A 23035-nucleotide genomic window follows, 5' to 3' on the forward strand; every position below is an offset into this window, starting at 1 on the left:
GCTTGCCAAGAAGCTATTCACGATCTGTAGCGAGAGGCCGTCAGCAGGGCATCGATACGCACAGGAACCGGAGTTTATGTTGATCAATGAGGATCCCGAGCAGCGCATGAGCCCTCTCAGTGATCAATGAGCGGCCTCGCAGTAAGATCGGGAACAGCTTCTAAGATTTCTCCCCCTCTCATTTCTCGTATTGAAATGAAAAACCGACGCACTTCACCGCGCCGGGCTACGCTTAAAAAATTACCCTGAAGAAAAACAAGACCATGGCTGAAGACAGCAAACGCAGCAAACTCTCCCTTCCCGCCAAAACGGGCGATGCGCCCACCAGCGAGCGCCGCTCCCGCGCGCCGCTGCGCGGCTCCAGCAAGCCACGCGCGCCCAAGCCAGCCACCTTCCGCCCACGCGAAGAGAGCAGCGAACGCGCGTCGCGCGAAGGCCGTGGTTCTGACGAGCGCCGCCCCTATGCAGACCGTAACGAACGCGGCGACCGCCCGCGTCGCGAGGGCGAACGTCCGGCGCGCCCGGCAGGTGATCGCCCCCAGCGCGATGGGCGCAGTTTTGACGAACGCCGCCCGGCCTATTCCCGCGAGGGCGAACGCCCGCGCCGTGATGATTCCCGCCCCTCCCGCCCTGCTTTCGGTGAGCGCACGCCACGCCCAAGCGGCCCGCGTCGCGAGGAAGATCGCACGGGGTTCAACGGCCGCCTGCCGCGCGAAGAGTTTCGCGGTGGCGCCGGGCGTGGTTTCGATGAGCGCCGCCCGCAAGGGGATCGCCCGCCGCGCCGCGAAGGCGAGCGTCCGTCCTTCGGCGAGCGTCCGGCACGCGGCTTTGGCGAACGTGGAGCGCGACCGGAAGGCCGCGACGAGCGTCGCCCCGCCTATTCCCGCGAGGGTGAGCGCGCCCCGCAAGGCGATCGTCCGCAGCGCAGCTTCCGCGACGACGGCGGTGACCGCCGCTTCGGCAGCGCGGCCAAACCCCGCACCGAAGGCGAACACGGCTCACGCCGCCCGGCCTTCGAAGGCGGCAATGAGCGCCGCCCGGCTTATCCACGTGATGGCGAGCGGCCGGCTTTCAGCCCGGATCAGGAGCGCCGCCCCTATGCCGAGCGTGCCCCGCGCGAAGGCCGCAGCTTCGGCGAACGTGATGGCCACCGCGAAGAACGCCGTCCGGCTTTCCGGGAGGGTGATCGTCCGGCCCGCCCGGCTTTCCGTGACGGCGAACGCTCCCGCCCGGACAACCGTGCCGCGGATGAGCGCCGCCCTTACGCTGAGCGCCCTGCCCGCGATGGCGAGCGCGCAGCCCGCCCGGCCTTCCGCGATGGCGCCCAGGCGCGCCCGGAAGGCCGCAGCTTCGGCAGCGAGCGTCCGCGTCGTGATGAAGCCCCGCGCACTTACGGCGAGCGCCCGCGCCGCGACCTCGATCGCGACGGCCCGGCCCCGGCGCCGAAGTTTGGCGACGACCAGATGCCGGCGGCTCCGCGCGGCACCAGCTTTGACCGCAGTCGTGCTGAAACTGCGCCCGAACCCGCACCGGAGCGCTACCACCGGCCCGTGCCGCCCGAACGCTTTGCCAACGCCCCGGCCGCCGCACCGGTGGATCAGCCGGGCGCCGTGCGTCTGTCCAAGCTGATGTCGGAACTGGGCCTGTGTTCGCGCCGTGAAGCCGATGACTACATCGAGCGCGGCTGGGTCAAGGTGGATGGCGAAGTGATTGCTGAGTTGGGCGCCAAGGTGCTGCCGACCCAGCACATCGAGCTCAATGCCGTCGCCGAAGAAATGCAGCTGCGCCGCATCACGGTACTGATCAACAAGCCGATCGGCTATGTCTCCGGTCAGGCCGAAGATGGCTACGAGCCCGCTGCCGTGCTGATCACACCGGAGAATCACTGGGCCGAAGACCCGACCCGCCGCCGTTTCGAATCCCGCATCATCCGCAAACTGGCCCCGGCCGGCCGGCTGGACATCGACTCCACCGGCCTCCTGGTACTCACTCAGGATGGCCGCGTCGCCAAGCAGCTGATCGGCGAAACCAGCGAGGTCGAGAAGGAATACCTGGTACGCGTGGAAGGCGAACTCTCGGCCGAAGGCATGCGCCTGCTGCATCACGGTCTGGAGCTGGATGGTGTCGAGCTGCAACCGGCAAAGGTCAGCTGGCAGAACGAGGATCAGCTGCGCTTCGTGCTGCAGGAAGGCCGCAAGCGCCAGATCCGCCGCATGTGCGAGCTGGTCGGCCTGAAAGTGGTGGGCCTCAAGCGCATCCGGATCGGCAGCATCCCGCTCGGCAAACTCCCCGTCGGCCAGTGGCGCTACCTCGGCGAGCACGAAAAGTTCTGATCGATGTAACTATCGCGCGGTAGCTTCCATTCGCTCAGACGCTGGTCTGAATTCCTGTCAAAAAAAAGGGCTGCACATGTGCCGCCCTTTTTCATTCGAAAACCCAAGATTTACTGCAAAGGTAAATGCGCGACGCAATCGAGCACGAGTCTGGAGATCAGCTCTGCATCCGGCTCCGGCACGGCCACAGAGGGACGGCCCTTGCTGCCGGTGGCGGTGATGGCGAGCTCGCCTTGCGGATGGCTGACCACGAATTCGTTGGCACACAGGCGGCAATACACTTTGTCGCCATCCCGATGCGTGCGGAACACATTCACCACCGGGCCACAGGCCGGGCACTCCTGCACCGGCACCCCCAGATCCGAGTGACCGAGAATGTGGCTGATCGCGCCGGCTCGGGCCAGCGATACAAAACGCGCGCCGAACTCGGCGTCGAACTCGCTGCCGAGCCCGGCCTCGATGACCTGCAAGGCAGCTTCGAGCGCCAGCGGGCGACGCCAAGGGCGGGTGCTGGTCATGGCGTCGAAGGCATCGGCAACGCCGATGATGCGCGCCGGGAGGGGGATTTCGAGGCCCTTCAAACCATCTGGATAGCCCTTGCCGTCCGGCCGCTCGTGGTGATGGCGGATGGCCTCGCCGAGGAAGGCGGCAAGCGGGTGCCCATCGAGCATGCGCACGCCAACGGTGGAGTGCTCCTTGACCACTTCATATTCGGACTCGATCAGGTGCTCCGGGCGCAGCAGCACTGAATCAGAAATTCCGATCTTGCCCAGGTCGTGCAGGAAACCGGCGATCGACACGAGCGCAATAGTCTCCTCGGATTGCACGCTGCCCTCTGCCAGCAGCCGCGCGTAACGCGATACGCGCCAGGCATGGCCCACGGTGTAGGGGTCCCGCGCCTCCACCATCGCAGCCGTAATGAACAGCCCGCTCAGTTCCTGCTCCAGCCTTGCCCGCATGTGCCTCACCTCCGTGTTTGCTGCAGCGCGATCATAGCAAGAGAGACTTACGACAAGATGTGTGAAATCTGCTGTCGCATGCTCGTGGAAAGCCCCGATCCCTCTGCCCTTTGGTGCAGACTATAAATGAACTAAGTCTCCATGCACTGCGGGGCGTGATGAATCGGAATCCAGGTCTTCGCTGGCAGCTCTTCCTGCTGTGGCTTCTATGCGGTACGGCAGGCACGGTGTTGCTCGGCATTTCTCACCCGGAGCTATGGCTGGCGCTCACCGGTACAGCACTGGCCTGGCTGCTACCGGGGGCGCTGATTTCGGTTTGGCTGATCCGCCGCGCCGAGTGCCGCGAGGCTGATGTGCTGGCGTTTTTCCAACGCGTCCTGGATGTGATCCCGCATCCGGTGTATCTGAAAGACGCCGATAGCCGCTACATCCTCGTCAATGACGCCTTCGTGCACGACAAGCGGCGCAGCCGCGAAGCACTGCTCGGCAGCCATGGCATCGAAGCGACGCACGCCGAATCCATCCGCCTGCAGCGGGAAGAGGATCTGGCGGTGCTGGCCGGCATACCGCTGCGCAAGGAAGAGCACAAGACGCACTCCCATACCGGCGCAGAGGTCTTCCGCCTGGTGGCCAAGGGCTGTTGCACAGACAGCGCCGGTGCCCCGGTCATTGTCGGCTCGCATATCGACATCACCGAGCTGCGCCAGGCCCAGCGCGAGCTGGCGGAGGCGGCAGACCGCGAGCGCCAGCTGCGCCGCCGCACCCAAGAATTCACCCAGCGCCTGATCGACGTGATCCCGGCCCCGGTGTATGTCCGCAGCGTCGAGGGCTATTACCTGCTGGTCAATGAGAGCTTCATGCGCGAGCGGGGGCGCAGCATGGAGGAGATCCTGTCGAATCTGGCCTGGGCCAGCGAGGAAACGGCCGAGCGGGTCAAGGCCGAGGATGCCCTTGTGCTGGCCGGCGAGGCGGTGCTCAAGGAAGAGCATGTGCCTCATCCGGATACCGGTGCCGAGCGCTTCCGCCTGATTTCCAAGCGCGCCTGCGAGGATACCGACGGCCACAAGGTCATCGTCGGCGCCAACTTCGACATCACGCCCTGGCGCCAGGCTGAACGCGAGCGCCAGTCTGCGCTGGAGCGTGAGCAGGCATTCCACCGCGCCACCCAAGTCTTCATCCAGCGCATTCTCGACATGATCCCGGACCCGGTCTACGTGAAGGATGCGGCAGGGCGTTACATCCTGGTCAATGAAGCCTTTGCCCGCGAACGTGCGATGCCGCCGGAAGAAATCCTCGGCAGCACTGCACTGAACCTGACCGGCGAACTCGAGGCGCGCGAAACCTCACTGCGCGAGGATGCCGAAGTACTGGCCGGCAGCGAGATCTTCAAGGAGCAGCACAGCACCCATCCGGTGAGCGGGGCGGAGGTGTTCCGCGTCGTCTCCAAACGGCGCTCGACCGACTCCGATGGCCAGCCGGTGATCGTTGGCGCGCACTTCGATCTGACGCGCTGGAAACTCGCCGAGCGCAGCCTGCAGCAATCCCTCGAACGCGAACGCGAGTTGCGCGAGCGCGTGCAGACCTTCACTCAGCGCCTCATCGACGTGATTCCGCAGCCGGTGTATGTGAAGGATGCGCAGAGCCGCTACATCATGGTCAACGAGGCCTTTGCCGAGGATCAGCAGCGCCCGGCCAGCGAGCTGCTCGGCGCCACCCCCGAGATGTTCCCGGGCGACGCCGCCCATGTGCAGCTGGTGCGCGAAGAAGATGCGCGGGTACTCTCCGGCGAGGTGTTGCTCAAGGAAGAGCGGCGCCGCCATGCCCTCACCGGACGCGACAGCTACCGCCTGATCTCCAAGCGCAGCAGCCTGGATGCCGAAGGCAACCCGGTGATCGTCGGCGCCAACTTCAATATCACCAGCTGGCGCGAAGCCGAGGAGCGCGCCGCGCGGGCCTCGGAAGCCAAGTCCATCTTCCTCGCCAGCATGAGTCACGAAATCCGCACCCCGCTGTCGGGCGTGATCGGCATGCTGCGGATCGCCTTACGCCGGGAAGCGCTCAGCGAAACTGCACGCGACAAACTCTCGATCTGCCTCGCCAATGCCGAGCACCTTTTGGCCATCATTAATGACATCCTCGACTTCTCGAAGATCGAGGCCGGCCAGCTGAGCCTGGAGAACATCGATTTCGCGCTGCGCCCCATGCTTGAAGAGGCCATGCAGCCCTTCCAGGTGCACGCCCAGGCCGCCAGCCTGTACTTCCGTATCGAACTGGATCCGGCCCTGCCCAGTGCGCTGCGCGGCGACCCCACGCGCCTGCGCCAGATCCTGATGAATCTGGTCAGCAATGCACTCAAGTTCACCGAACAGGGCGAAATCTGCTTGCGGGTCCAGAGCCTCATCACCACCGGCGGTCAGTGCACCCTGCGCTTTGCCGTGGAGGACACCGGCATCGGCATCCCGAGCGAGGCGCTACCGCGCCTCTTCGAGCAATTCCAGCAGGCCGACGCCTCCACCACCCGGCGCTACGGCGGCACCGGCCTGGGGCTCGCGATCTGTCGCCAGCTCGTGGATGCCATGGGCGGGCAGATCACGGTGCAGAGTCAGGTCGGCGTCGGCAGCTCGTTCAGCTTCGTGCTGAGCCTGCCGGTGGGCACGCTGGGCGAAACACAGAAAGCCTCGCCGCTGGCCCCGCATGCGCGCCGCCTGCGCATCCTGTGCGCCGAGGATTCCCCCACCAACCAGCTGATCGTGCAGGATCTGCTCGAAGAGATGGGCCACCATGTGGATATCGTCGCCAATGGTTTCGACGCCATCACGGCCCTCGCCCGCCGCGATTACGATCTGGTCCTCATGGACGGGCGCATGCCGCAGATGGATGGCATCGAGGCGACGCGCGCAATCCGCGCCGGTGGCCTGCCCGAATTCCGCGTGCGCAAACCACACATCCCGATCATTGCGATCACCGCCAACGCCAGCGAGGACGATCGCCAGCAGTGCCTGGACACCGGCATGGATGACTTCCTCACCAAGCCGATCAACGAACACAAGCTCCACACCATGCTTGCTGCATGGATCGAGCGCATCGAGCCGCCGCCCGCACCGCACCGCACCACGCATCACGGCGGCAGTTACACGCCCTCGCCACGCAAGGGGGATTTCGTCACCCGCCTGCGCAGCATGTTTGATGCAGAGCTGCCGCAACGCATCAGCGAAATCGAGCGCGCCATGGATGCGGAAGACTTCACCAGCCTGGCGCGTCAGTTCCACAGCATCCGTGGCGGCGCGGTCTATACCGGCGATGAACACCTGCTCGAGCTGGCCGAGGTGCTCGAAGCCAACGCCGATCAGCACGATCTGCCCAGCGTGCGCAAACTGTGGCCACAGTATCGCCGCCAGCTCGAAGAAACCGTCGCCAGCCGCGCCTCTGCCGAATCCTGAAAGCGGCCCAGCCTTGCGGGCAATCAAGCCCGCGCGGGGGGCGCCGTTAAGAAGCGGAAGAACCTTGCTTGCCGGAGCCCGCATGCCCCCTGCCTGGCGTCTGCCCGTACTGAGTCTGCTCGCCGCCCTGCTGCTCGCCAGCCTGCTGTGGCTGCTCGCCCTGCCCGCGCCGCTCAGTCTGGCGCTGGCGGCCCTCGGCGCCTGCGCAGTGCCCCTGCTCGGGCGACGCGGGCCGCACGAGCAGATCGATAGCGCCGACATGCAACACTTCGTGCAGCGCCTCATCGACGCGATTCCCCAGCCGATCTACGTCAAGGATGCCGAAGCCCGCTTCCTGATGGTCAATGAAGCGTTCGCCCACGAGCGCCGCCGCCCGGCCAGCGAGCTGATCGGCCTCTCCTCATTCGACCTCTCGCCCAGTGCGGCCATGAGCCAGACCATCAATGACGAGGATCACGCCGTACTGGCCGGCCACGCCGTGTTCAAGGAGCAGCACACCACCTACCCGGTCACCGGCGAGGAGTGCTATCGCCTCGTCTCCAAGCGTCTGTGCCAGGCCCCCAACGGCCAGCCCCTGATCATCGGCGCGCATGTCGACATCACCAGCCTGCGTCAGACCGAGGCGGGCCTGCAGCAGGCAGTGGCGCGCGAGAGCCTGCAGCGCGAACGCATCCAGACCTGGATGCAGCGCCTGATCAACGTGATCCCGCAACCGGTCTATGTGAAGGATGCCAACAGCCGCTACCTGCTGGTCAATGAAGCCTTCTGCAACGATCGCATGCTGGCGGCCGCCGAACTGCTCGGCAAGACGCCCTTCGACCTGGCACGGGATCCGGCTCACGCCCGCAAGGTGATGGCCGAAGATCAGGAAGTGCTCAATGGCGGCAAGGTCTACAAGGAAGAGCTGATCCAGCATCCTGTCACCGGCGAACCACGCTACCGCGTGATCTCCAAGGGCAGCTGCCCCGATGCTGATGGCCACCCGGTGATCGTCGGTGCCAACTTCGACATCACCAGTTGGCGTCAGGCCGAGCAGAACTGGCGTCAGGCCAGCGCCGCCAAATCCCAGTTCCTTGCCGCCATGAGCCACGAGATCCGCACCCCGCTCTCGGGCGTGATCGGTAGCCTGCGCCTGGCCCTGCGAGCGCCCGGTCTCGAAGACGAAGCCCGCAGCTACATCCAGACCGGCCTGGGTAGCGCCGAATCCCTGCTCACCATCATCAACGACATCCTCGACTTCTCGAAGATCGAAGCCGGCCAGTTGCGCCTCGAGCAGATCGATTTCGAACTCGCCACCACAGTGCGCGAAGCCACCCAGAGCTTCCGCGACAGTGCCCGCGCCCGCGGTCTGACCTTTGAAACCAGCATCGACCCGCAAGTGCCGCCCTTCCTCAAGGGCGACCCCACCCGCCTGCGCCAGATCCTCATCAATCTGATCGGCAACGCGGTGAAATTTACCGAGCGCGGCAGCGTGACCCTGCGCCTGCGCTGCAGCCCTGCTCCCGAAGGCAGCCTGCGCCTGTTCGGCGAAGTGGAAGACAGCGGCGTCGGCATTCCGCCGGAAGCCCAGGAACGTCTGTTCCAGGTTTTCCAGCAGGCCGACCTCACTACAACCCGGCGCTTCGGCGGCACCGGCCTGGGCCTCGCCATCTGCCGCCAACTGGTGGAAGCCATGGGCGGCAGCATCAGCCTGCGCAGCCAGCCGGGCCAGGGCAGCTGCTTCAGCTTTGATCTGCTCCTCGCCCCTGGCCGCAGCACGGCCCCCCCGGAAGAAGCGCCGATCACCCCGCACAGCCACCGCCTGCGCATCCTGTGCGCCGAAGACGTACGCGTGAACCAGCTGATCCTGCGCGGTCAGCTGGTTCACATGGGCCACGAAGTCGATATCGCCGAGAATGGTCGCGCCGCCGTACAAGCGCTGGCCCAGCAGGACTATGACCTCGTGCTGATGGACGGACGGATGCCCGAAATGGATGGCGCCGAAGCCTCCCGTGCAATCCGTGCCGGTGGTCTGCCCGGCTGCGCCGTGCGGAATCCATCGATCCGCATCGTGGCCGTCACCGCCAACGCCAGCGACGAAGATCGCGACTACTACCTCGCCGCCGGCATGGACGACTTCCTCACCAAACCCCTGCGCGAAGACGCCCTCCACACCATCATCAAAGACACCATCGCCGGCCTCGCCACCGAAGGCCGCCTGAATGCACGCCACGCCCTGCGGCAATGAGCGAAGCGATGCCGGCCACAGGCCTCTGCCCGGATCGCCACCCCGCCAGCTGCAGTGATGATGGGCGCCGCAGCGGCTTGCGCCACCTCGGGAAAGCCCGCCCGCTCAGCCACTCAAGCCACTATCCGGGCACGCCGTAATAATCCGTATCGCAGCCCCCGGAGAGATCTGCCCCCGGCCATGTCAGCCCTCACGCAGCGCATCCTCGCCCTGCTTGCCCAGAGCCTCGCCCTGGCCCTGATCGTAGCGGCGCTCAATCACGGGCTGGGCGCCGACCACGGCTTCGGCAGCAGCTTCCTGTCGGCCTTTTGTGCCCTGCTCCTGCTCGGCGGCCTGCACCTGCGCCAGGCCTGGTTGCAGCGCGAAGCCAAGCACACCCTGCACTCAGCCCTGGAGCGCGCCGGCCTGTCTCTGCTCCTGCTTGATGCCGAACGCGGCGTGCACCATGCCAATGCCAGCTTCCTCGCACTGGACGAGCGCAATCGCGAGGCCCGCAGCCTGCCGCACTTTGGCGTAGCCTGGCTGCACCCCCTGGAGCGCCACTTCAGTCAGGCTATGGGCAGCAAGGGTCAGTCGGAACCTGAAGAAGTGCTGCTCAAACCGGACGACGGCCGTGAGGCAATGCTCCTGCGCCTGTGCGCGACCCGTGTGAGCGACAGCCGAGGCGAGCCCTGCGTACTGATCAGTGCCGAGAACCTCAGCGCCCACAATCAGACCCTGGCGGCCGCCATCGCCCGCGAGCACGCCCTGCACACGCGCAGCCAGCGTTATGTGCAGACCCTCATCGACGTCATCCCGCAGCCGGTTTACGTGAAAGATGAGGAAGGCCGCTTCGTACTGGTGAACCAGAGCTTCTGCGCCCGCCACAACCTCACGGCCGGGGAACTCATCGGCCAGGCCCGTCAGGTGCTGGACGCCGACATCCTGCGAGCCGAGGATGCCTTGCACGAAGATCTGCGCGTGATGGCCGGCACCCCGATCTTCCGTGAGGAACATCTGCGCAAGAATGAGCAGGATCTCTACTTCATCATCAGCAAGCAAAGCTGCGAGGATCCGGAGGGGCGCCGCGTACTGGTGGGCACGCAGGTGGACATTACCCCCTGGCGAACGGCCGAGCAGGCCGTGAAAGATGCGCTGGAGCGCGAAACCGAGCGCCGCGAACGCACCCAGGCCTTCTTCCAGCGCCTGATCGATGTGCTGCCCTACCCGGTTTCAATCAAGAACGCCGAGAGCCGCTACCTGATGGTCAACGAGGCCTTCGCCCAGAGGCGCGGCATGCACCGCGACGCCTTGATCAACCTGACACCGCATGCCGTCATCGCCGCCGTCATCCCTCAGGACAGCCCCTATCGCGCAGTAGCGCTCCATCATGCCAGCCTGGGGCAGGAGGAAGACCGCCAGGTTCTGGCCGGTCTGCATCTGCGCAAGGAGGAAAACCGGCTCACTGGCCCGAACGGCGAGAGTCGCGACCAGATCGTCACCAAGACGGCCTGCGAAGATCCGGATGGCCAGCGCGTGATCGTAGTCTCCACCTTCGACATCACCGAACTGCGCAATGCCCAGCGCGAACTTCGCGCCGCTCTCGATGCCGAGCATGGCCGCGCCGAACGCATCCAGGCCTTCCTGCAGCGTCTGCTCGACGTGATCCCGGAACCCGTTTATGTGAAGGATGCCGAGGCACGCTACATCATGATCAACGAAGCCTTTGCCAGCCAGCGCCAGCAAACGGCCGCCGAGATCCTCGGCAAAACGGCACGCGAGCTGGCCCCCAGCCCCGAAGTGGCCGCCCGGGTACTGGCCGAGGATGAAGAAGTCCTCGCCGGCCGGATCATCCGCAACATTGACGACACCCCGCACCCGCTCACCGGCCAGGCACGCTGGCGGCTCATCACCAAGGGCTCTTGCCTCGACCCGGAGGGGCGCCCGGTCATCATCGGAGCGAACTTCGATATCACGGCGGTGCGCGAAGTCGAACGCCAGCTTGCCGCCTCCCTGGCTGCCGAGAAAGACCTGCGCAGCCGCACGCAGGACTTCATCCAGCGCCTCATCGATGCCATCCCCATCCCGATCGGCGTGCGCGATGCGGCAAGCCGCCATATGCACGTCAATGCTGCCTTCCTGAGCGATGCGGGCCTCGCGCGCGAGCAGATCATCGGTCAGCGCATGAGCGACTTTCTCACCGACCCGCTGCAGATCGAATCCTCGCTGCGCGAAGACCAGGCCGTGCTGGCCGGGCAAGACCTGTTTGAGGAAAAGCAGGATCTTGGCTTCAGCGGGCAGGATATCCGCGATCTGATTGTCTCCAAGCGTCGCTGCCTGGATGTGGACGGGCAGCCGGTGCTGGTCGTGGCCCAGATCGACGTGAGCTTGCAGCGCGAAGCCGAGCGCCAGGCACTGGCCTTGATGGCCAACGAGAAATCCCTGCGCCAGCGCACCCAGGCCTTCGTCCAGCGCATGATCGACGTCATCCCCCATCCCTTCTTCATCAAGGACCAGGCCGGCTGCTATGTGCTGGTGAACCAGGCCCTCCTCGATGAGCTGCAGCTCGACAGTGGAGCCCTGATCGGCCGCCACACCCTGGATATCGCCGCCAGCCCGGACGCCACCCGCGTGATCATTGAGGAAGAACAGCGCGTGCTGGCCGGCCAGGACATCAGCGAAGAGCGCCACGAACAGCCACTCAACGGCTGTGGCCCGTGGGCGGATCGCATCATCAGCAAGCGTCGCTGCCTGGACGTGGATGGCAAGCCGGTGATCGCCGTGCTGCATCTGGACATTACCGAACATCGCCGCATCGAACGTGCCCTGCAGGAAGCGCTGCAACGCGAAGCCGCCTTGCTCGGTCGCATGCAGGACTTCCTGCAACACGTCATCGACGTATTGCCGCAGGAGTTCTACATCAAGGATGCCGACAGCCGCGTCATGATGGTCAATCCGGCCTACCTCGCACGCCGCGGCCTGCTCGATGCCGCAGAAGCCCTTGGCAAGACTGGCCCACAGCTCGGCGCGGATTTCCTCGAACGCCACCCCCGCCTGCAGGCCGATCCGGCCTTGCTCGCCCAAGCCCGCGAAGCGCTGCAGCAGCGCTGGGCCGAAGCACGGAGCGAAGACCAGGAGGTGCTTGCCGGCAAGACCATCCTCAAAAAAGTGGCTCGTAGCCTGCCCGGCTGCTATGACGAGCATGTCGTAGTGATCGCCAAGGCTGGCTGTCTCGACCCCCAGGGGCGCCCGGTCATCGTCTGCGCGAGTTATGACCTGACCGAACTCGATACCCGCAGTCGCGCTGGTGACCCACCCGCCGCTACAGCTCGCGATACCTGAATGTGCGTCTGCAGCATCGAAAACCCTGCCAATTCCCGCAAATTGGCAACACAATCCATCCACTCGTATTGCTGCCAGGGCCACACACCGTGCGCAACCAATCCATCCTGATGCTCGCAGGCCTGGCCGCCCTGATTGCCGCGCTCCTCGCCGTCGGGCTGGAGCTGCCTCCGGCTGCTGCAGCCGTATTGGGCGCACTCCTCGTTGTGCCACTGCCACTGGCCCTCGCGCGCCAGCCAAGCCTCCGCCTGGCGGCGCAGCACGAAGACAATATCGCCGCGCTCGCTGCCTCGCCCCACCCACTACTCCTCCTGGATGCCGAGGGCCAGTTGCTCGCCTTCAGCCGGGGCCTGCACCAACTCGCCGCCCTTCCGCCCGCCGCACACCGACAGCCCATACAGGGCCTGCCAGCGCCCTGGCAGAGCCTGATCGTGGAGCTGCACGCCGAAGCCAGGCGTAATGGCAGCAGTCATCGCCAGCAGTGGTTGGCCCGCGCCGATGGGCAGCCCGCCCTCCAGATCGACGTGCATTGCGTACAACTATGCGGAGTGGATGCCAGTCCGCAGTTGCTGATGACCTGGACGCCACTGCCCCGCCCCGAACCGGCCCTGCACAACGAAGGCCCGCCAGAGCTCGCCGAGCGCAAGCGCGCCTTCCTGCAGACCCTGATCGACGTGATCCCGCAGCCGGTTTATATCCAGCGCCTGGAAGCCGATGGCAGCCACTACCTGCTGGTCAACGAAGCCTTCTGCGCCAGCCACAACCGCTCGCGCGAAAGCCTCATCGGCAGCGCCGCGGCCGAGCTGCTCGATCCGCTACAAGCCAATGCCCTGCTGCAGGAGGATCGTGCCATCGCCGCCGGCTCAGTGGTGTTCCGCGAGGAGCAGGCCGTCGATGCCAGCACTGGCCAGGAGCGCATCCTCATCGTCAGCAAGCAATCCTGCCTGTCGCCTGAGGGGGAGCGGGTGATTGTTGGCACCCACTTCGACATCACGCCCTGGCGCCTCGCCGAGCGTGAAGTACACCAAGCGCTCGACCGCGAACGCAGCCTGCGCGAGCGTACCCAGAGCTTCGTCCAACGCATCATCGATGTGATTCCCTACCCGGTTCACGTCAAGGATGCACATTCGCGCTACCTGCTCGTGAACGAAGCCTTTGTGCGCGAGCGCGGCTGCAGCCGCGCCGAACTGCTCGGCCATGATCCGAGCCAGATCGCTCGCCTGATGACCGACCACAAGGCCAGCGCACGCGAGGAAGAAAACCTGCGCGCCGAAACCTCCCTGCGTGAAGATCGTGCCGTGCTGGCCGGCGACACCGTGATCAAGGAAGAGCACAACCATCACAGCGTCACCGGCGAGGAGCGCTTCCGCACTGTGTTCAAGTGCGCCTGCGAGGATATCGAAGGCCAGCCGGCAATCGTCACGGCAATGTTCGACATCACCAAGTGGAGTATCGCCGAGCGCGAACTGCAGCAGACCCTGGCCCGCGAAAAGAGCCTGCGCGAGCGCACTCAGGCCTTCATCCAGCGCTTCATCGACGTCATCCCGCAGCCGCTCTACATCAAGGATGCGCAGAGCCGCTACCTGATGATCAATGAAGCCTTTGCCCGCGAATTGCGCCGCGATCGCAGCAGCGTCATCGGTCACAGTTCAAACGAACTGGCGCCCAGTGCTGGAATCGCCGCCGACTCAGCCCGGGAAGACGCGGCGGTACTGGGCGGGGCCGTGATCCTGTGCGAAAAGCGCGATCAACCCTACAGCGGCGCACCGGCACGTGAGCGCATCATTTCCAAGCGTCTGTGCCTGGATGTGGACGGCCAGCCGATCATCGTCGGCCACCATGTGGACATCAACGCACTGCGCGCCGCAGAGCAGGAACTGCAGGACGCGCGCCCAGGGCCGGCACCCGGATAGGAGCAAGCCCCTCTGCCGGGTTAAAATCGCCAATTCGCGAAAATTCAACCCGGATCCACCCCATGTCGTCCACGCAGGAAAAAGTCGCTTCCCATTACGACCACAGCGCCACCGAAAAAACCGCCCAGCAGTACTGGGAGCGCACCGCCGCCTTCAAGGCCGTCGAAGATGCGAGCAAGCCCAAGTACTACTGTCTGTCGATGTTCCCGTATCCGTCGGGCAAGCTGCACATGGGCCACGTGCGCAACTACACCATCGGCGACGTGCTCACCCGCTTCCACAAGATGCGCGGCTACAACGTGATGCAGCCCATGGGCTGGGACGCCTTCGGCCTGCCGGCTGAAAACGCGGCGATTGCCAACAAGGTGCCGCCTGCCAAGTGGACCTTCGACAACATCGACTACATGAAGGGCCAGCTCAAATCGCTGGGCTTTGCCATCGACTGGAGCCGCGAACTCGCCACCTGCAAGCCCGACTACTACAAGTGGAACCAGTGGCTGTTCTTGCGCATGCTCGAAAAGGGCATCGCCTACAAGAAGACCCAGACCGTGAACTGGGATCCGGTTGACCAGACAGTGCTGGCCAACGAACAGGTCATTGACGGCCGCGGCTGGCGTACCGGCGCGGTGGTCGAGAAGCGCGAAATTCCCGGCTACTACCTCGCCATTACGCAATATGCCGATGAGCTGCTGAACGATCTGGATACGCTGGACCAGTGGCCCGAGCGCGTGCGCCTGATGCAGGCCAACTGGATCGGCAAGAGCACCGGCGTGCGCTTCGCCTTCCCGCATGAGATCAAGGACGACTCGGGCGCGCTGATCAACGACGGCAAGCTGTGGGTCTTCACCACCCGCGCCGACACCATTATGGGCGTCACCTTCTGCGCCGTCGCCGCCGAGCACCCGCTGGCCACGCACGCCGCGCAGAACAACCCGGAACTCGCCGCCTTCATCGCCAAATGCAAGTCCGGTTCAGTCATGGAAGCCGACATGGCGACCATGGAAAAGGAAGGCCTGCCGACGGGCCTCTTCGTCACCCATCCGCTCACCGGCGAACAGGTCGAAGTGTGGGTCGGCAACTACGTGCTGATGAGCTACGGCGATGGCGCCGTGATGGCCGTGCCGGCGCACGACGAGCGCGACTTCGGTTTCGCGAAGAAATACAGCCTGCCGATCAAGCAGGTCGTTGCAGTCGGAGACAAGAGTTTCTCCACCGACGCTTGGCAGGAGTGGTACGGCAGCAAGGACGGCGCCTGCATCAACTCCGGCAAGTACGATGGCCTCGGCTACGAAGCTGCCGTGAATGCGATTGCCGATGACCTCGCAGCGAAGGGCGCGGGCGAAAAGAAGACCCAATGGCGCCTGCGCGACTGGGGCATTTCGCGCCAACGTTACTGGGGCTGCCCGATCCCCATCATCCATTGCGACGACTGCGGCTCGGTGCCGGTGCCGGATGACCAACTACCCGTCGTGCTGCCGGTGGATTGCGTGCCGGACGGCTCCGGCAACCCGCTGCACAAGCGCCCGGATTTCCTGAATGTGAATTGCCCGTGCTGCGGCAAGCCCGCACGCCGCGAGACGGACACCATGGACACCTTCGTGGATTCGTCTTGGTACTACGCCCGCTTCGCCACCCCGGGCAACGATGCCGCAATGGTGGATGAGCGTGTGAATTACTGGCTGCCGGTCGACCAGTACATCGGCGGCATTGAGCACGCCATCCTCCACCTGCTCTACTCGCGCTTCTGGACCAAGGTCATGGGCGACCTGAATCTGGTCACCTACCGCGAACCCTTCAAGCGTCTGCTCACGCAAGGCATGGTGCTGAATCACCTGTTCTCGCGCCGCTCGGACAAGACCGGCATCGAGTGGTTTGCACCCGAAGAAGTCGTGCTGCAAAAGGATGACGCCGGTCGCGTCACCGGCGCCACCGCCGTGCGCGACGGCAACCCGGTCGATTACGGCGGCTTCGGCACCATGAGCAAATCCAAGCGCAACGGCGTCGACCCGAACGCGATGATCGAGCAGTACGGTGCCGACACCTGCCGCTTCTTCATGATGTTCACCGCGCCGCCCGAGCAAACGCTGGAATGGTCGGACGCCGGCATCGAAGGCTCCTACCGCTTCCTCAAGCGCGTGTGGGCCTTCGGCCACGTCTTCGCCAGCCAGATCAAGCCGCAGATCCCCGGCCAGCGCAAACTCGCCAACACCAAATTGCCGGATGATCTCGCCGCCTTGCGCCGCGAAATCCACCTGAACCTGAAGCAGGCCAACTACGATCTGGGCAAGCAACAGTTCAACACCGTCGCCTCCTCGTGCATGAAGATGCTCAACGCGCTGGAAAAAGCGCCTCGCGACACAGGCCTCGCCGCCGAAGTCATCGAGGAATGCTTCGGCATCCTGCTGCGTGTGCTCTCGCCCATCACCCCGCACATCACCCACACCCTGTGGGCCGACCTGGGCTATGGCGAAGACATTCTCTCCGCCCAATGGCCGGAGCCGCTGGACGCCGCCCTGGTGCAGGACGAGATCGAACTGGTGCTGCAGGTGCTGGGCAAGACACGTGGCTCAGTGAAGGTGCCGGCTGCTGCTGACAAGGCGACGATCGAAGCCCTGGCCGTAGCATCCGAAGCGGCGCAGAAATTCATGGAAGGCAAGCCCGCGAAGAAGATCATCGTGGTGCCGGGTCGGCTTGTTAATATCGTCGTATGACAACAGGACTGAGGACTGAGGACTGAGGACTGAGCAGAACTTCCCGCCGGCCTGGCCGGCGTTGAGCTCCACTCCCTCGACACTCATTGCTCAGCACTTTTCCCTAAGGAAAAAAATGCTCCGTCGCGCCTTCATTGCTGTCGCCCTGCTTGCTTCGCTCACCGCCTGCGGCTTCCAGCTGCGCGGCGCGCAGTCGCTCCCCTTCGCCACGATCCAGCTGGGCATGAACCCTTACGAGGACTTCACCGCCGCCATCAAGCGCCAGATAGCCACCAGCGGCAGCACCCGTGTGGTCGAAAAGATCGAGGATGCAGAAGTACTGCTGCAAGTCGTACGCAACGAGAAGGAGAAACACATCCTCTCGCTGACCTCCACCGGCACGGTGCGCGAATACCAGCTGCGCCAACGCTTCTCTTTCCGTCTGGTCACCAGGGCAGGCGCAGAGATCATTTCGCGCAGCGATATTTTCGTCTATCGCGACGTGAGCTTCAGCGAAGGTCTCGAACTCGCCAAGGCGCAGGAAGATGCCCTGCTCTATCGCGACATGGAGAACGACATCGTGCAGCAGCTGATGCGCCGCCTCGCCAAGGCCAAGATGCCACCCGCTGCGCCTGAAGCAGCGGCCTCAGTACCAGCCGCCACGGCTTCGGCACCGGCCCGCTGAGCGGAGCACGCTTGAACCTGCGCCCGGAACAACTCGCCGCCCAGCTCCAGCGCGGCCTTGCACCACTTTACGTACTGCATGGCGACGAGCCGCTGCTGGTGATCGAGGCCGCCGACACCATCCGTGCTGCGGCACGTGCGGCCGGTATCACCGAGCGCGAAGTGATCGTCACACACCAGCATTACCGCTGGGACGAGCTCGGGCTCGCTGCCGGCAACCTCTCGCTGTTCGGTGATCGCAAACTGGTCGATCTGCGTATCCCCAACGGCAAGCCCGGCAAGCAGGGCGGCGAAGCGCTGACCCGCCTGGCGCGCGAGCTCGACCCGCACGCCACCGATATCACCCTGATTACCCTGCCCCTGCTGGATTGGGCCGCACGCAAAGCCGTATGGTTCGTCGCGCTGAGCGAGGCCGGCACCGTCGTGGAATGCAATGCACCGGAGCTCGCCCAGCTACCGAACTGGATCGCGGGCCGCCTCGCGCGCCAGCAGCAGAAGGCCCCGGCCGAAGCGCTGGACTTCATTGCCGGCCATGTGGAGGGCAATCTGCTCGCCGCTCACCAGGAAATCCAGAAGCTCGGCCTGCTCTACGAACCGGGCATGCTGAGTCTGGAGCAGGTTGAAGACGCGGTACTACATGTAGCCCGCTACGACACCGAAAAACTGCGCACCGCGCTGCTCGAAGGTGATGCCCCACGCTGCGCCCGCCTGCTTGAAGGCCTCAAGGGCGAAGGCGCCGCCACCCCACTGGTGCTGTGGGGCATGGCCAATGAGATCCGCACGCTTGCCAATGTGCGCGCAGCCATGGATGCCGGTCAGAGTGTGGATGCAGCGCTGAAGGCTGAACGCGTCTTCGGCCCGCGCCAGCAACTCGTCAAACGCGCCGTACAACGCCTCAAGAGCGGTGGCCTGCGCGCCGCCCTGCTGCATGCGGCACGCATAGACCGCCTTGCCAAGGGCATCGGCCGCGGCGACGTATGGGACGAGTTCCTGCAGCTTGCCCTGCGCGTGCGTACGCGCTGAACAAGTAGCCCCCTAAGACGCCAAAGCCCTTTTCTATGGAAATCCCCCACCGGACACAGCGCCGCTCGGTGAGCCGCTTCACGGTCTGAGCGCTCTATAGGCGGCTACAGGCAGGGACGCAGGGTTTCGTCCATACGCTAGCGGATATATGATCTGGGCACCGCCCTCTGCAACAAGGCGCCTCCATGCCGCACCTTCGCACCATCCTGCTCGCCCTGCTCCTGTATCTCGGCGCAACCACCCCGGTCGCCGGCCAGGATCTGCTGCGTATCCTGAGCTGGCCCGGCTATGTCAGCAAGGATGCGATCAGCGCCTTCGAGCAACGTCATCAAGTCAAAGTACAGGTGCAGGAAGTCACTAGCGATGACGCACTGTGGTCGCTCGCCAACGCCGCAAACGGCGGCGATTTCGATCTCATCGCAGTGAATACTGCCGAACTCACGCGTTATATCGAGGCCGATCTGCTCGCCCCGATCCGCACCGCAAACATTCCCAACACCCGGCGGCAAACGGCCCGTTTCCGCCATCCCCAGAGTATTCCGGGGCTGGTACGCAGCGGTGAGGTGTTCGGGATTCCCTACACTTACTCGGCCATGGGGCTGATCTATAACCGCAAGTTGATCACCATCCCGCCCACCTCCCTCAACGCGCTATGGGATCCACGCTACAAGGGCAAGGTACTGGCCTACGAGGGCAGCACGCATAACTTCAGCCTCGCAGCCCTATCGCTCGGCTACCACCGCCCCTTCAATCTCCAGCCAGAGCAGTTCGGCAAGGTTGTGAAGCGGCTCAAGGCCTTGCGCGAGAATGTGGCGAAGTTCTATGCCACTCCGGAAGAGGTCGTACAGGCCTTCCGCGAGCAGGAGATAGCGCTGGTCTTTGCCAATTACGGCGATCAGCAGATCCAGTTGCTGCTCAAGGCGGGTATGGACATCGGCTACGTGATCCCCAGCGAAGGCGCGCTGGCCTGGCTGGATTGCTGGGCTGTCATGCGCCGGGCAGGCAACCGGGCGCTGGCCGAAGCCTGGATCAACCACACGCTTAGCAAGGATGTGTCGTCCAGCCTCACCCTGCGCGAGGGTCTCGCCAATACGCTCAAGGACAGCCCTCGCCCAGCCATGCCGGACACGGGCAAACTGATCTGGCTGGAGCCGGTGGAAAACAGCGCCCTGCGCAGCAGTTACTGGGAACGCATCGTTACCCTGCCTCCGCGCGGGCACTGAGCGAGCGCGCTCAGACGTGTTCGGGCAGCGCCGCTTCCAGACTCAGCAAGGCGCGTAGCACGGCCGCTGCCGCACCTTGCGCAGCCGTCTGCACATCCACCCGCATGACCTGCACCTGCGGGGGATTGAGGCCGGAGTCGGCATACAGCTCATCGAGACGCGCACGCAAGCTAGGCATCAGATCACCGCCGAGCTGGAAGGCCGCGCCCCCCACGAAAACCCGCCCCGGATCATAGGTCTGACACAAGTTGTAAATGAAAGCGCCAAGATGCCGGCTCAAGCTCTGCAAGGCCGCCAGCGCACGCGGCTCGGCGGCCTGAACGGCGCTGCGCAACTCGCTCTGTAGTGCAGCGGGTGACAGGTTGCGCGGCAGCTCAAGTTGCCGCCCCATGGCTTCCAGGGTCAACATGGCCTGCACACACCCGGCACGCCCGCAACTGCAGGCAGGGCCTTCCAGCTGCAGCGTCTGGTGCGCCACATAGCCCGCCAGACCGTGACGGCCGCGCATCAGGCGATCATGCAGCATGGCCGAGACCGCTACATTCTGCCCCACATGGACATACAACAAGGCTTCGGACAGCTCCAGCCGATTGATCTCGGCATGCTGCAAGGCGATGCAGTTGGCCGCCCGATCCACGATGACCGGTACATCCTGCATGCCTTGCGCCGCCAGACGGGCCAGCAGGCCTGCGCGCACCGGCAAGCAACTCCAGCCCGTAGATTCGGAAAACCGCAGATCCCCCGTCAGCGGATCCACCGGCCCCGGCACAGCGACGCCAATCCCGCAGATACGCCGGCCGGCGATCTGGAAGCGCGCCTGCATGTCACTGATCTGGCGTGCCAGGGTATCGAGCACGGCTTCACCGGCAAGCCCCTCGGTGCTGAGCACGCTGAGTTCAAAAACCTCGCCGGCCAGAGTGCTGGCGACCACCCGCGAGCGCTCGCCATTAATATGCGCCCCCAGCAGTACCAGTCGGAACGCATCGAACACCAGCGGCGTCGGCCGGCGCCCGAGAGTCGTCGAAGCCAGTCTCGGTTCTTCGGCCAGCCAGCCTTCTTCAGTCAGGCCCTCGACAAGGCGCCCGATGGCAGCTCGCGTCAGTCCGGTCGCCTCGGCCAGGTCAGTCCGCGAAACCCCAGGCCGTTTGCGCACTTCGCGCAGGATCGCCATCCGGTTCACATTCTTGATGAGCTGCTGGTTTCCGGTAATGAGCATGAGTGGTCGCTGCAACCTCTGGTTTGGGGTCTATGCAAAATGCGGAACGATTCTGGTGCATGACTTGTGCGGCATGCAAGCCTGAAAACGCCAGAATCGTGGGCTTTCTGCTTGAAGTCACGAAATACAACAAAGAAAAAGCCGGCTTGCGCCGGCCTTTCCATACAGCTTGCGGTGCTCTGCTTACTGCTGGTAGGAACACTTGTTCGGATCGCCCAGCGGGTCGACACCGAAGACGGCAACGGTACAAGCGACACTCTTGCCCACGCCGACATACTTGGTCACCCACTTGCCCTTGCGGCCAAAAGCCACCCAGCCGGTGCCCTTGGTAACCGAGCAGGTTTCACCCAGTGCGGCGCACTTGGAGAAGCCGTCCGGATAGTCGCCCGTGCCGGTCAGGGTCGGGGCAGTGCTGGCGCTCGACGAAGCAGCCGCGCTGGAGGCCGCGGCACTGGAGGCGGCAGCCGACGAAGCCGTGCTGGAAGCCGCAGCACTGGAAGCAGCGGCGCTGGAGGCGGCGCTCGAGCTGCTCGCAGCGCTGGAAGCGGCACTCGAGCTGGTGGAGGAGCCGCTACAGGCCGAAGCCGTCAGCACAGCACCGTTCTTGCCCACGCCGGCATAGCTTGCCAGCTTGTCCTTCACGCATTGGGCCGTCACCGGCTCGTAGGTGTAGGTCAGGGTCTTCGGGAAGGTAGCCGTGTTGGTCCAGGCCGAAGCGCTCTTGTCGCCACTGGCCGGGGTGGTCCAGGTGATGTTGTAAGTGGCGAAATCAGCCGTGCTCAGGATGTTGTTGTTGCGCAGATCCCAGAAACCGCAGTTGCTGCCGCTGTCGTAGAAGCAAACCACCGGGTTGACGGCGTTCTGGAAGTAGTTGCGTTCGATCAGCGCGTAGCCGGCCTGACGAGTGTTAATGCCCGAGCTGGTGATGCCGTCGTACAGGTTGTTGTAGACGTGGATCCAGCCACCGCGTTGCAGCGGCAGGCGGGCATTCACGTTCTTGTAGTAGTTGTGGTGATAGGTGATCTCGCGGCCGCCATCGATATCGCTGGAGGAGGAGCCATCCAGGCCGACCTTCTTGCTGTCGTGGATGTAGTTGTACGACACGGTGATGTTGTGCGAGGCCTTCTTGATGTCGATGGCCGACTCGAAGGTCAGGTCGCCGTCGGGCGAGCCATTGCACTCGTTGTTCACCGCAAACATTTCGTTGTGGTCGATCAGCACATTGGAGGCGCTGTCGATACGGAACATGTCCGCATCGTTGCTAGCACCGCCCAGGGCACCGATCTTCATGTTCTTGACTACAACGTTGCTGGAACCGCCGTTGAGCACGATACCAAAGTTGGCCGAGGAGCCGTTGGCGCCTTCGATGGTCACACCGGCGGTGTAGTTCTTCACCTCGACGTAACGGTAAGCATCGCTCCAGTGCGGGGCCGGGCAGTTGCCGGAAGAATCCTTGGTGGAATCCTTGACGATCTGGGCAATCAGCGCATCTTCGTTGCCGGTATAGACGATGTGCAGCGGATAGGCGCCGGTGGCCACCTTGGTGCCCGCATCGTTGTAACGCGCATTGGCGATGATGGTGTTGATTTCCGCGTAGGTCGACACGGTGAACTTGCGGGCGGTCGAGATATTGCCGTCCGCGGTGGCGAAACCGCCGGTGGAGGCCGCGAAGGCGCTGCCGGTGAGCATGGCAATGGCTGCCGCGCTGGCTTTCAGTTTGAAGCTCATTTTGTCTCCTCAAGAGTAATGGTGCCAGCCTGAGCAGTTCATCCATGACTGCTCTTGAGCGGAAACGTCTTGTCAGAAACGCCCCGACAACTGGTGTCGGAATTAAATGCGCGGCCCGTTCAAATAACAATTCAAAGGGCGTCAACTGGGTAGTTTTTACAAGTGTTAGTTTGTATCCAGGTGTTAGCAATTAACCAAGCAAATTCATTTCATTGCCAAAAATTCAGAAAACACCTGAAAACAATAAAATAATTCTGCGGCAACGCACAAATTGTTAG

Annotated in this window: 12 protein-coding genes; 9 read left to right on the forward strand and 3 right to left on the reverse strand. The window is 64.2% G+C overall.

Features of this window, described 5'->3' with window-relative positions; genetic code table 11:
* Positions 1-263: 263 nt before the first annotated feature.
* Positions 264-2333: a pseudouridine synthase gene (locus Q3Y64_RS06240; protein ID WP_303560496.1), complete on the forward strand. Its 2070-nt coding sequence runs from the start codon at positions 264-266 to the stop codon at positions 2331-2333.
* 110 nt (positions 2334-2443) lie between these two features.
* Here Q3Y64_RS06240 and Q3Y64_RS06245 read toward each other — a convergent pair whose 3' ends face one another.
* Positions 2444-3292 (reverse strand): HD-GYP domain-containing protein, encoded by an 849-nt coding sequence (locus tag Q3Y64_RS06245; RefSeq protein WP_303560497.1) that lies wholly within the window; start codon positions 3290-3292, stop codon positions 2444-2446.
* Between the two features lie 158 nt (positions 3293-3450).
* Between Q3Y64_RS06245 and Q3Y64_RS06250 the strand changes: the two genes are divergently transcribed.
* The 8 genes from Q3Y64_RS06250 to Q3Y64_RS06285 all read left to right on the forward strand — a co-directional run bounded on the left by Q3Y64_RS06250 (position 3451) and on the right by Q3Y64_RS06285 (position 19813).
* Positions 3451-6732 carry a PAS domain-containing protein gene (locus Q3Y64_RS06250; protein ID WP_303560498.1) on the forward strand — a complete coding sequence of 1094 codons (3282 nt, stop codon included), beginning with the start codon at positions 3451-3453 and terminating at the stop codon, positions 6730-6732.
* An 82-nt stretch (positions 6733-6814) separates the two neighbouring features.
* Positions 6815-8959 carry an ATP-binding protein gene (locus Q3Y64_RS06255; RefSeq protein ID WP_303560499.1) on the forward strand — a complete coding sequence of 715 codons (2145 nt, stop codon included), beginning with the start codon at positions 6815-6817 and terminating at the stop codon, positions 8957-8959.
* 180 nt (positions 8960-9139) lie between these two features.
* On the forward strand, positions 9140-12280 hold the full coding sequence (locus Q3Y64_RS06260) for a PAS domain-containing protein (protein ID WP_303560500.1): 3141 nt from the start codon (positions 9140-9142) through the stop codon (positions 12278-12280).
* 89 nt (positions 12281-12369) lie between these two features.
* Entirely contained in the window at positions 12370-14193 is a 1824-nt protein-coding gene (locus tag Q3Y64_RS06265; RefSeq protein WP_303560501.1) for a PAS domain-containing protein, read from the forward strand.
* A 62-nt stretch (positions 14194-14255) separates the two neighbouring features.
* On the forward strand, positions 14256-16904 hold the full coding sequence (gene leuS, locus Q3Y64_RS06270; protein ID WP_303560502.1) for a leucine--tRNA ligase: 2649 nt from the start codon (positions 14256-14258) through the stop codon (positions 16902-16904).
* Positions 16905-17019: 115 nt separating this feature from the next.
* A complete protein-coding gene (lptE, locus tag Q3Y64_RS06275) occupies positions 17020-17568 on the forward strand; it encodes an LPS assembly lipoprotein LptE (protein WP_101941406.1) in 549 nt (182 codons plus the stop codon).
* An 11-nt stretch (positions 17569-17579) separates the two neighbouring features.
* Positions 17580-18590 carry a DNA polymerase III subunit delta gene (holA, locus tag Q3Y64_RS06280; protein ID WP_303560503.1) on the forward strand — a complete coding sequence of 337 codons (1011 nt, stop codon included), beginning with the start codon at positions 17580-17582 and terminating at the stop codon, positions 18588-18590.
* A gap of 185 nt (positions 18591-18775) precedes the next feature.
* Positions 18776-19813, forward strand: coding sequence for an extracellular solute-binding protein (locus Q3Y64_RS06285; RefSeq protein ID WP_303560504.1), 1038 nt, complete (start codon positions 18776-18778; stop codon positions 19811-19813).
* A 10-nt stretch (positions 19814-19823) separates the two neighbouring features.
* On the opposite strand, the gene Q3Y64_RS06290 is transcribed toward Q3Y64_RS06285, so the two are convergent.
* Positions 19824-21029, reverse strand: coding sequence for an ROK family transcriptional regulator (locus tag Q3Y64_RS06290; protein ID WP_303560505.1), 1206 nt, complete (start codon positions 21027-21029; stop codon positions 19824-19826).
* Positions 21030-21212: 183 nt separating this feature from the next.
* Positions 21213-22757: a pectate lyase gene (locus Q3Y64_RS06295; protein WP_101941410.1), complete on the reverse strand. Its 1545-nt coding sequence runs from the start codon at positions 22755-22757 to the stop codon at positions 21213-21215.
* Positions 22758-23035: the final 278 nt, after the last annotated feature.

This window comes from Uliginosibacterium sp. 31-12 (assembly GCF_030548425.1).
GTDB classification, from domain to species: domain Bacteria; phylum Pseudomonadota; class Gammaproteobacteria; order Burkholderiales; family Rhodocyclaceae; genus Uliginosibacterium; species Uliginosibacterium aquaticum.